Annotated in this window: 10 protein-coding genes; all 10 read left to right on the forward strand. The window is 61.9% G+C overall.

Annotated features, from left to right (window positions below; all coding sequences use genetic code 11):
• Window positions 1–96 precede the first annotated feature (96 nt).
• Window positions 97–1980 (forward strand): phosphomethylpyrimidine synthase ThiC, encoded by a 1884-nt coding sequence (gene thiC, locus DBR00_RS05305; protein WP_108485784.1) that lies wholly within the window; start codon window positions 97–99, stop codon window positions 1978–1980.
• Between the two features lie 89 nt (window positions 1981–2069).
• Window positions 2070–2669: an NUDIX domain-containing protein gene (locus DBR00_RS05310; protein WP_108485783.1), complete on the forward strand. Its 600-nt coding sequence runs from the start codon at window positions 2070–2072 to the stop codon at window positions 2667–2669.
• Entirely contained in the window at window positions 2660–3124 is a 465-nt protein-coding gene (locus DBR00_RS05315; protein ID WP_108485782.1) for a DUF1249 domain-containing protein, read from the forward strand. The genes DBR00_RS05310 and DBR00_RS05315 overlap by 10 nt, the downstream gene beginning before the upstream one ends.
• Before the next feature lie 171 nt (window positions 3125–3295).
• Window positions 3296–4117 (forward strand): 3',5'-cyclic-AMP phosphodiesterase, encoded by an 822-nt coding sequence (cpdA, locus tag DBR00_RS05320; RefSeq protein ID WP_108485781.1) that lies wholly within the window; start codon window positions 3296–3298, stop codon window positions 4115–4117.
• A 41-nt stretch (window positions 4118–4158) separates the two neighbouring features.
• Window positions 4159–4770, forward strand: coding sequence for a YqiA/YcfP family alpha/beta fold hydrolase (locus DBR00_RS05325; protein ID WP_108485780.1), 612 nt, complete (start codon window positions 4159–4161; stop codon window positions 4768–4770).
• Window positions 4771–4785: 15 nt separating this feature from the next.
• The gene (gene parE / locus DBR00_RS05330; protein WP_108485779.1) at window positions 4786–6684 is read left to right on the forward strand and encodes a DNA topoisomerase IV subunit B; all 1899 of its coding nucleotides are present in this window, start codon (window positions 4786–4788) and stop codon (window positions 6682–6684) included.
• The gene (locus DBR00_RS05335; RefSeq protein WP_108485778.1) at window positions 6684–7667 is read left to right on the forward strand and encodes an esterase-like activity of phytase family protein; all 984 of its coding nucleotides are present in this window, start codon (window positions 6684–6686) and stop codon (window positions 7665–7667) included. Before parE ends, DBR00_RS05335 begins: the two co-directional genes overlap by 1 nt.
• Window positions 7664–8188, forward strand: a complete 525-nt coding sequence (locus DBR00_RS05340; RefSeq protein ID WP_108485777.1) for a TIGR02281 family clan AA aspartic protease — start codon at window positions 7664–7666, stop codon at window positions 8186–8188. Before DBR00_RS05335 ends, DBR00_RS05340 begins: the two co-directional genes overlap by 4 nt.
• A gap of 7 nt (window positions 8189–8195) precedes the next feature.
• The gene (gene parC, locus DBR00_RS05345) at window positions 8196–10454 is read left to right on the forward strand and encodes a DNA topoisomerase IV subunit A (RefSeq protein ID WP_108485776.1); all 2259 of its coding nucleotides are present in this window, start codon (window positions 8196–8198) and stop codon (window positions 10452–10454) included.
• A 143-nt stretch (window positions 10455–10597) separates the two neighbouring features.
• Window positions 10598–11308: a membrane integrity-associated transporter subunit PqiC gene (locus tag DBR00_RS05350; RefSeq protein ID WP_108485775.1), complete on the forward strand. Its 711-nt coding sequence runs from the start codon at window positions 10598–10600 to the stop codon at window positions 11306–11308.
• The last annotated feature ends 33 nt before the right edge of the window (window positions 11309–11341 follow it).

Below are 11341 nucleotides of genomic sequence, written 5' to 3' on the forward strand. Positions count from 1 at the left end.
TCCTCTGGCGAGCCTCTGGCACCGCCCAAGGTGCGCCATGCGCCGCTCGTTTCTTACAGGTTCGCTCCGACATTCAGCCCTGGAGAGAGCCCGCCGATGAGTGCACAACAACAAAAGAACCTGAGTGAAAGTGCTCAGGTCGATCAGCAATCCATCCAACCCTTCCCGCGTTCACAGAAGATCTATGTCCAGGGTTCGCGCCCGGACATTCGCGTGCCGATGCGCGAAATCAGCCTGGATGTCACCCCCACTGACTTCGGCGGGGAGATCAATGCGCCTGTGCTGGTCTATGACACCTCCGGCCCGTACACCGACCCGAATGTCACCATTGATGTGCGCCAAGGTCTGCCTGATGTGCGTTCGGCATGGATTGATGATCGTGGTGACACCGAGCTGCTCGCCGGCCTGAGCTCGCACTTCGGTCAGGAGCGTCTGGCCAGTCCTGAACTGACGGCCATGCGCTTTGCCCACGTGCGCAACCCGCGCCGCGCCAAGGCGGGTAAGAACGTCAGCCAGATGCACTACGCGCGCCAGGGCATCATCACCCCGGAAATGGAATATGTCGCCATCCGCGAGAACCTCAAACTGCAGGAAGCTCGTGCCGCCGGTCTGCTCAAAGAGCAGCATGCCGGGCACAGCTTCGGCGCGAGTATTCCCAAGGAAATCACCGCCGAATTCGTTCGCGAAGAAATCGCCCGTGGCCGCGCTATCATCCCGGCCAACATCAATCACACCGAGTTGGAACCGATGATCATCGGCCGTAACTTCCTGGTGAAGATCAACGGCAATATCGGCAACTCCGCCCTGGGTTCTTCGATTGAAGAAGAAGTGGCCAAGCTGACCTGGGGCATCCGCTGGGGGTCGGACACGGTGATGGACCTGTCCACCGGCAAGCACATTCACGAAACCCGCGAGTGGATCATCCGCAACTCGCCGGTGCCGATTGGCACCGTGCCGATCTACCAGGCGCTGGAAAAGGTCAATGGCGTTGCCGAAGACCTGACCTGGGAGCTGTTCCGCGACACCCTGATCGAGCAGGCCGAGCAAGGCGTGGACTACTTCACCATCCATGCCGGCGTGCTACTGCGTTATGTGCCGATGACCGCCAAGCGCGTCACCGGCATCGTTTCCCGTGGCGGCTCGATCATGGCCAAGTGGTGCCTGGCGCACCACAAAGAGAATTTCCTCTACACCCATTTCGAGGAAATCTGCGAAATCATGAAGGCCTACGACGTCAGCTTCTCGCTGGGCGATGGCCTGCGTCCGGGCTCGATTGCCGACGCCAACGACGAAGCGCAGTTCGGTGAGCTGGAAACCCTCGGCGAGTTGACCAAGATCGCCTGGAAGCATGACGTACAGACCATGATCGAAGGCCCCGGTCACGTGCCGATGCAGCTGATCAAGGAGAACATGGACAAGCAGCTGGAGTGCTGTGACGAGGCGCCGTTCTACACCCTTGGCCCGCTGACCACCGACATCGCCCCGGGTTACGACCACATCACCAGCGGCATCGGTGCGGCGATGATCGGCTGGTTCGGTTGCGCCATGCTCTGCTACGTCACGCCCAAGGAGCACCTGGGCCTGCCGAACAAGGATGACGTGAAGACCGGCATCATCACCTACAAGATTGCCGCCCACGCGGCCGACTTGGCCAAAGGTCATCCGGGCGCGCAGATTCGCGACAATGCCTTGAGCAAGGCGCGCTTTGAATTCCGCTGGGAAGACCAGTTCAACCTCGGCCTCGACCCGGACACCGCGCGCAGCTATCACGACGAAACGCTGCCCAAAGACTCGGCCAAGGTGGCACACTTCTGCTCCATGTGCGGGCCGAAATTCTGTTCGATGAAGATCACCCAGGAAGTTCGCGTCTATGCTGAAGAACAGCGCATCGCCGCTGTCGACCTGGAAGTCGAAGCGGGCATGCAGGCCAAGGCGCAGGAGTTCAAGGCGCAGGGCAGCCAGCTGTATCAGAAAGTGTGAAGGGGCTTTTGCTAGGCAGTTTTGCGTAGCAGTATGAGCGTAACCAGGACGGGCCTTCGGGCCCGTTTCTGCTAATTACGGGGGGCGTTATGCAACGAGAAGATGTCGAAGTGATCGCGCGTGAGGCCTGTTTTAGCGGGTTCTATAAGCTCGATCGGCTGCGTTTGCGCCATCGCCAGTTTGCCGGCGGTATGGGGCCTGCGCTTACCCGCGAGCTGTTCGTGCGCCACGATGCCGTGTGCGTACTGCCTTATGATCCGCAGCGCGATTGCGTGGTGCTGATTGAGCAGTTCCGTGTTGGGGCGTTGGACAAGAGCGCCAATCCCTGGCTGTTGGAGCTGGTGGCTGGGTTGATCGACAAAGACGAAAAGCCCGAAGAGGTCGCCCGCCGCGAAGCCATCGAGGAGGCCAATTTGCAGCTGACTTCGCTGTGGCCGATCACTCAGTACTACCCCTCACCCGGTGGTTCGGATGAGCGCGTACATCTGTTTATTGGCCGTTGTGACAGTGACGGTGCCGGTGGCGTATATGGACTGGCGGAGGAGGGTGAGGATATTCGCGTGCATGTCTTGCCACTGGAGGACGCTCTGGATGCACTGAAGTCCGGTCGTATCGACAATGCGGCGAGCATCATTGCCTTGCAATGGCTGGCGCTGAACCGCAGCGAAGTCCGCGGGCTGTGGTCATGAATCTGCTGCGCGAGCGCTATCGGGTCGATCTGGTCGAGCTGCAGGCGGCTTGCGAAGCTAACTACGCGCGTCTGATGCAGCTCCTGCCAGCCATGCGCGACGGGGCTGATGCACCGCAGCAGCTGCGGCGCGTGGCGCTGAGTCAGGGGGAGCAACAGTTAGGTGTGCTGGCCTTGCAGGTGTTGGAAAGCTGCCCATACACCTCGACCCTCTCTGTGCGCCAGGAGCATAGCCTGCCCTGGTTGCCCGTGCCGCAGCTGGAAGTGCGCGTGTACCACGATGCGCGGATGGCGGAAGTGGTTGGTGCGCAGCGCGCTCGGCGTTTTCGCGGGATCTATCCCTACCCCAACGAAGCCATGCACCAGCCCGATGAGAAGACTCAACTCAATCTGTTTCTTGGCGAGTGGTTGAGTCACTGCCTGGCGTGTGGGCATGAGCTGGAGCCGGTTCGCTAGATGTATCGGGCGGCTGTCGGCGACTAGCCTGCGGTGCACTGATCTCTCGTGCCTGCGTTAAAGCATGCGCCAGATTTACAACAGGCGTTCTGTGATCTATTCCCCTTTCACGGGTTTACCGCCCGTAGGGCTAACCACCATAATTCATGCATTCCGTTCAAGGAGAAGGTCTTGCCGGGCGTGCCGACTAGAACCACAGCTGTTGATCGCTCGGTACTGCTGGTGCAGTTATCCGATAGCCATCTGTTTGCCGATGCGGCAGGCAAGCTGTTGGGTATGGATACCCAGGACAGTCTGCAGCGGGTGATCGAGCGAGTGCTGCAGGAACAGCCGCAGATCGACTTGGTCCTGGCCAGTGGCGACCTCTCGCAGGACGGCAGCACGGCGTCCTACCAGCGCTTCCGTGAGCTTACCTCGGTTATTCCGGCCCCCGCGCGCTGGTTTCCTGGCAATCATGATGAAGTGCCAGCCATGCAGGCTGCCTGCGTTGGCCGTGACCTGCTGGAGCCGGTGGTTGATCTGGGCAACTGGCGCGTGATCATGCTCGATTCATCGATCCCCGGTGCCGTGCCCGGCTATCTCAGTGAGCAGCAACTGGCCTTGCTGGAGCGCGCACTGAGCGAGGCGCCAGAGCGCCATCACCTGATCTGCCTGCATCACCACCCGGTGTCCATCGGTTGCAAGTGGATGGAGCCCATCGGCCTGCGCAACCCGGATGCCCTGTTTGCCGTGCTGGAGCGTTTCAGCCAGGCGCGCGCGGTGCTCTGGGGGCATATTCATCAGGAGCTTGACCTGCAGCGTGGTGCCATACGCTTGCTGGCTTCGCCATCCACCTGCGTGCAGTTCGCGCCGGGCAGCGAGGAGTTTCAGGTGGATACCACGGCACCTGGCTATCGCTGGTTACGCCTGTTCGATGACGGTCGTCTGGAAACCGGGGTCTCGCGGGTTACCGGGATCAAGTTCGAAATCGATTACACCATCAAGGGCTACTAAGCCCTTTGCAGCTGCTCGGCTAACCGGTTAGCCTCGCGCCCATGACCACATCCATTCTCTATATACACGGACTCAACAGCTCGCCTGCATCGCTCAAAGCCAGCCTTTTGCAGCGTGCCATGAGCCAGTTGGGGCTGGCCGCGCATCTGCGGGTGCCGGCTCTGCATCACCACCCACGACAAGCCATTGGCCAGCTCGAAGCCCTGATTGCCGAACTGGGACGGCCTGTGCTGGTTGGCAGCTCGCTGGGCGGCTACTATGCCACCCATCTGGCCGAGCGCCATGGATTACCGGCGTTGCTTATCAATCCTGCCGTGCGCCCGCATCTGCGTTTCGATGGCTATCTGGGTGCGCAGACGAACCATTACAGCGCTGAAACCTGGGAGCTGACTCACGATCACGTCGCCGCTCTGGCTGAGCTGGAGGTTGCCGTCCTGCAGGACCCCGCGCGCTACCAGGTGTGGCTGCAGACCGCTGACGAAACCCTCGATTACCGGGATGCCGAATGTTACTACCGGCAGGCGGCTCTGCGTATTCAGGCGGGCGGCAACCATGGTTTTCAGGGCTTTGCCGAACGCTTGCCGATGCTCTTTGCTTTCGCCGGTATTCCACGCCATCTGTGGCAGGATATCGACTTTTCCGCTCTCAATTGACGATCAAGAGACCCCATGGCCCAGCAGAACACCTACAACGCCGATGCCATCGAAGTCCTTTCCGGCCTCGACCCGGTGCGCAAGCGCCCGGGCATGTACACCGACACCAGCCGGCCTAACCACCTGGCGCAGGAAGTCATCGACAACAGCGTTGACGAGGCGCTGGCCGGGCATGCCAAATCGATTCAGGTGATCCTGCACGAGGACAACTCGCTGGAAGTGCTCGACGACGGTCGCGGCATGCCGGTGGATATCCACCCGGAAGAGGGCGTACCGGGCGTTGAGCTGATCCTCACCAAACTGCATGCCGGCGGCAAGTTCAGTAACAAGAACTATCAGTTCTCCGGCGGCCTGCATGGCGTGGGGATCAGTGTGGTCAACGCGCTGTCGACCCGTGTGATCGTCACGGTCAAGCGGGATGGCAATGAATACCAGATGAGTTTTGCCGACGGTTTCAAAGCCAGCGACCTGGCCGTGGTCGGCACGGTGGGCAAGCGCAACACCGGCACCAGCGTGCATTTCTGGCCGGACGCCAAGTATTTCGACTCTTTCAAGTTCTCCGTCAGCCGCCTCAAGCATGTGCTCAAGGCCAAGGCCGTATTGTGTCCGGGGCTGGCCGTCAGTTTTGAAGACAAATCCAGTGGCGAGAAAGTCGAGTGGCTGTACGAAGACGGTCTGCGCTCTTACCTGGTGGATGCGGTCACGGAATTTCAGCGCCTGCCCGACGAGCCATTCTGCGGCGCGCTGGCCGGTAATAAAGAAGCGGTGGACTGGGCGCTGCTGTGGCTGCCGGAAGGCGGCGACGCGGTGCAGGAGAGTTACGTCAACCTGATTCCCACCGCGCAAGGGGGCACCCACGTGAATGGCCTGCGTCAGGGCTTACTGGATGCCATGCGCGAGTTTTGCGAGTTCCGCAGCCTGCTGCCGCGTGGCGTTAAGCTTGCCCCGGAGGACATCTGGGAGCGCATTGCCTTCGTCCTGTCGATGAAGATGCAGGACGCGCAGTTCTCCGGGCAGACCAAGGAGCGCCTGTCGTCGCGTGAGGCGGCCGCGTTCGTCTCCGGCGTGGTCAAAGATGCCTTCAGCCTGTGGCTCAACGCGCATCCCGAGGTGGGTCAGCAGCTCGCCGAACTGGCGATCAGCAACGCCAACCGTCGCCTAAAAGCCGGCAAAAAGGTTGAGCGCAAACGCATCACCCAAGGGCCGGCACTGCCCGGTAAATTGGCGGATTGCGCCGGGCAAGACCCGATGCGCTCTGAGCTGTTTCTGGTCGAAGGTGACTCGGCCGGCGGCTCGGCCAAGCAGGCGCGGGATAAGGAATTCCAGGCGATCATGCCGCTGCGCGGGAAGATCCTGAATACCTGGGAAGTGGATGGCAGCGAAGTGCTGGCCAGTCAGGAGGTGCACGACATCGCCGTGGCCATCGGCATCGATCCCGGCTCCAACGATCTGACCCAGCTGCGCTACGGCAAGATCTGTATTCTTGCCGACGCCGACTCCGACGGCCTGCACATCGCCACCTTGCTGTGCGCCTTGTTTGTCCGCCACTTCCGCCCGCTGGTGGATGCTGGGCACGTCTACGTGGCCATGCCGCCGCTGTACCGCATCGATCTCGGCAAGGAAATTTTCTATGCCCTTGATGACGGTGAGCGCGATGGCATCCTCGATCGTCTGGTGGCCGAAAAACGCCGTGGCAAGCCGCAGGTCACGCGCTTTAAAGGCCTGGGTGAAATGAATCCGCCACAGCTGCGCGAAACCACCATGGACCCGAACACCCGGCGTCTGGTGCAACTGACCCTGGAAGATTACCCCGGCACTCAGGAAATGATGGACATGCTGCTGGCCAAGAAGCGCGCCGGCGACCGCAAGTCCTGGCTGGAGTCCAAGGGCAACCTGGCCGAGGTGCTGCTCTGATGCAGCGCCTGCTGGCTGCATGCCTGCTGCTGTGTGCGCCATTGCTGAGTGCTGCTGCGGCGTTGGAAGAGCTGCAGCTGCTCAACGAGCGGCCGGTGCAGGGCGTCAGTGGCGGAAACCTCTCGGGGCTGGCCTGGTGCGACGGCGTCCTGTGGGCGGTGTCCGACCGTGATGACCGGCAGATATACCGTCTCGCGGAGCACGCTACGCAGTGGCAAGCCACCGCTGACCCCTTTGTCGCACCGCCACCTCCGGAGTCCCAGTTGCCTTGGGGGTTGCGCATGCGTAGCTGGCTGGCCGCTCGGGTGCGCGGTGGCGAGCTGGATTTCGAAGGCCTGAGTTGCGACGCTGCGGGCAATCGCTACCTGGTCAGTGAAACCCATGCTGCCGTTTTGCAATTACCGGTGGTGGGTGAGCCGAACTGGCTCAAGCTGCCCCAGGGGCTGGTGCGCCAGGCGCGGGCCAGCGGCATGTTGCTGCATCACAATTCGCTGTTTGAAGGGCTTGCCGTTGATCCGCCAGGTGAGCGCCTGTACCTGGCTGCTGAGCGCATGCGCCGCGGCCTTTTGGTGGTGCACAAGCAGCGGGCTATCTGGCGCTGCACCGGCGGTTGTGTGTTGTTCAACGAGACCGGCAGTGAGGCGGGGCCTGAGCAGCTGGGTGGCAAGGAACAGCCGCGGGATTTTTCCGGGCTGGCCTTCCATAACGAAAAACTCTTCACCCTTGAGCGTCAGGCGCACCGTATCTGTCGGCGTAGCCTGAGCAATGGCCAGGCTGAGAAGTGCTGGTCGTTTGCCGCCGAGGCGCTGACTCCAGAGCGGCGCTATTCGCCGTCCTATGGTTTGGCCGAAGCGCTGTGGGTGGATCAGGACAGTGCCTGGATAGGTGTCGACAACGGCCGCTTCAGCCGTGCCGACGGTGAGTCGCGGCCGATCATCTGGCGGTTTGCCGCGCCGAAAGGCGGCTGGGGCAGCAAGCCGTGAGTGAACGGCCTGCGGGCAAGCGCGCCGGCCGAGTGATGCTAGTGCTGGCCTGGGGGGCTGCCTTGCTGTTGGCCACCCAGTTCTTTGCCGACTGGGAAGAGGCTCGCCGCAACCCGAACCGTACCCCTGAGTCGCTGCATGGCAATGGTTATGTCGAAGTGAACCTGGCCAGCGGCCGGCAGGGGCATTACATGGCTGGCGGCAAGATCAACGGTGAGGCCGTGACCTTTCTCCTCGACACCGGTGCCTCTCAGGTAGCGGTGCCCACTGCAGTGGCGAAGCGTCTAGGTCTGCAAGCCGGAGCGGCGATCACCATCAGCACCGCCAATGGCCGTGCTACGGCGCACCGTACCCGTCTGGCCCGGCTGGAACTGGGCGATATCGTGCTGACTGACGTAGAGGCTTTGATTGCCCCCGGCATGGGCGGCGATGACGTATTACTGGGCATGAGTGCCCTTAAACAACTCGAATTTACCCAGCGCGGCGGCACCTTGATGCTGCGCCAATCCACTTTGCAATGAGGCACGCATGAGCGAACCCCTCGATTTGAGCCTGGACGGCGTTGAACGCCGTTCTCTTGCCGACTTTACCGAGCAGGCTTACCTCAATTACTCCATGTACGTGATCATGGACCGCGCCCTGCCACATATTGGTGATGGCCTCAAACCCGTGCAGCGACGCATCATTTACGCGATGAGCGAGCTGGGTCTGGATGCCGACTCCAAGCACAAGAAATCGGCGCGTACTGTCGGTGATGTGCTCGGCAAGTTCCACCCGCATGGCGACAGCGCTTGCTACGAGGCCATGGTGCTGATGGCGCAGCCGTTCAGCTACCGCTACACCCTGGTCGATGGCCAGGGCAACTGGGGCGCGCCGGATGATCCGAAATCCTTTGCTGCGATGCGCTACACCGAGGCGCGGTTGTCGCGTTACTCGGAGGTGCTGCTCACCGAATTGGGCCAGGGCACCGTGGACTGGGTGCCGAACTTCGACGGCACCCTGAATGAACCGGCGACGCTGCCGGCGCGCCTGCCCAACCTGCTGCTCAACGGCACCACTGGCATCGCCGTGGGCATGGCCACTGATGTGCCGCCGCATAACCTGCGCGAAGTGGCGGCGGCGTGTGTGCGCTTGCTGGATCAACCCGATGCCACGGTCGAGCAGCTCTGCGAGCACGTGCTTGGTCCGGATTTCCCCACCGAGGCTGAAGTCATCACCCCGCGCAGCGACCTGCTGAAAATTTACGAAACCGGTCGTGGCTCGGTGCGCATGCGCGCCGTGTACCGCATCGAGGACGGTGACATCGTGGTCACCGCGCTGCCGCATCAGGTGTCCGGGGCCAAGGTGCTGGAGCAGATTGCCGCGCAGATGCAGGCCAAGAAACTGCCGATGGTCGCCGACCTGCGCGATGAGTCGGACCACGAGCACCCGTGCCGTATCGTCATCATCCCGCGCTCCAACCGCGTGGATGCCGATGAGCTGATGACCCACCTGTTTGCCACCACCGAGCTGGAGTCCAGCTACCGGGTCAACACCAACGTGATTGGTCTGGATGGCAAGCCGCAGGTGAAGAACCTGCGCCAGCTGCTGCGCGAATGGCTGGAGTATCGCGTCAACACCGTACGCCGACGCCTGCAGTTCCGCCTGGACAAGGTGGAGAAACGCTTGCACCTGTTGGAAGGTTTGTTGGTGGCCTTCCTCAATCTGGATGAAGTGATTCATATCATCCGCACCGAAGATCAGCCCAAGCCTGTGCTGATGGCGCGGTTTGGCCTGACCGATGTGCAGGCCGACTATATTCTCGATACCCGCCTGCGCCAGCTGGCGCGTCTGGAAGAGATGAAAATCCGTGGCGAGCAGGACGAGCTGGCCAAGGAGCGCGCCAAGCTGCTGGCCCTGCTTGGCAGTGAAACCAAGCTGAAAAAGCTGGTGCGTGACGAAATCATCAAGGACGCTGAAACCTATGGCGATGACCGTCGTTCGCCGATCGTTGCCCGCGCTGAAGCCCGTGCGCTCTCCGAAACCGAACTGTTGCCGACTGAGCCTGTCACCGTGGTGGTGTCCGAGAAAGGCTGGGTGCGCTGTGCCAAGGGCCATGACATTGATGCCACCGGCTTGTCGTATAAAGCGGGTGACGGCTTCAAAGTCGCTGCTCCTGGCCGGTCGAACCAATACGCCGTGTTTATCGACTCCACAGGGCGCAGTTACTCACTGGCGGCGCATACCTTGCCGTCCGCTCGTGGCCAGGGTGAGCCGCTGACGGGCCGCCTGACGCCACCGCCGGGGGCGACCTTCGAATGTGTGCTGTTGCCGGATGACAGCGCGCTTTACGTGATCGCTTCTGACGCCGGCTACGGTTTTGTGGTCAAGGGCGAAGACCTGCAGGCCAAGAACAAGGCCGGCAAGGCCTTGCTCAGCCTGCCGGCCGGCGCCCAAGTGGTGCCGCCGAAACCGCTGGGTAATCGTGAAGAGGACTGGTTGGCGGCGGTTACCACCGAAGGTCGTCTGCTGTTGTTCCCGGTGCGCGACCTGCCGCAACTGGGCAAGGGTAAAGGCAACAAGATCATCGGCATTCCCGGTGAGCGCGTGGCCAGCCGCGAGGAGTACCTCACCGACCTGGCCGTGCTGCCCAGCGGTGCCACGTTGGTGTTGCAAGCCGGCAAGCGCACCTTATCGCTCAAGGCTGACGACCTCGAGCATTACAAGGGTGAGCGCGGTCGACGTGGCAACAAGCTGCCGCGTGGTTTCCAGCGCGTCGACAGCCTGCTGGTCGAGGTTCAGGGCTAGCGGATGCATGCCGCTACAGTGCCGCGCTGGAGTCGCGAGCGGCTTTCAAGGATGATACGCAGCCGCAAGGCGGATCGTGGTAAGCGACCCGCCGGCACTTAATAGGTATGCACGCCGGTGGTCTTGCCGGCTGGATGAGTGAGATGACTGCACTGCGTTTCCCCGCAATTCTGTTGCTGGCGGGGGTGCTCGGCCTGGCCGGTTGTACCCGTCATCAGCAAACGCCGCTGTACCAGTTGGACAGTGGCAATATCCGCGTGCCGGCGGCTGAGCAGGGCATTGCTGTGCTGATCGGGCCGGTGGTGATTGCCGACTATCTGCAGCGTGAGGCGCTGTTGCAGCGTCAGATGGATGGCAGTTTGACTGCATCCGAAGACGCGCGTTGGGCGGGTAGCCTGGCGGCTGAAATTGATCAACAAGTGCTGCGTCAGTTAGCCTCGCGCCTTGACAGCCAGCGTCTGGTGCTGGCACCGGCCACCGCCGGGTTTGTCCCGCAGGTGCGTCTGGGCTTGTCGATTACCCGTCTGGATTCTGGCCCGCAACGCCCGGCTGTGCTGGAGGCGCAGTGGCGACTGGCGGGCGCTGACGGCAAGCTGCTTGATGGCCGCTTGGTGCGTCTGGAGGAGGCGCACAGTGGCAGCATCGTGGATCAGGTGCGAGCGCAGAGTCGAGTGCTGCAACAACTGGTCGAGCAGTTGGCTGTGGCGGTGAATACTCACAATAGGCCCGTTGTGCCGGCGACACCCGCTCCGGCGCGCAAGCCGGCACCGGCCAAGCCGGTGGTGCCCTCGGATGTGCCGCAGATTCCAGTGGCTGAACCGATTCGTGGTGAAGGCGAAGTATTCCGTTTCTAGAGCCTACCCATAAAAAGCCCGCCGATCGGCGGG

Origin of the sequence: Pseudomonas sp. HMWF032 (assembly GCF_003060885.1) — a bacterium.
In the GTDB taxonomy this organism is placed as follows: Bacteria; Pseudomonadota; Gammaproteobacteria; order Pseudomonadales; family Pseudomonadaceae; genus Aquipseudomonas.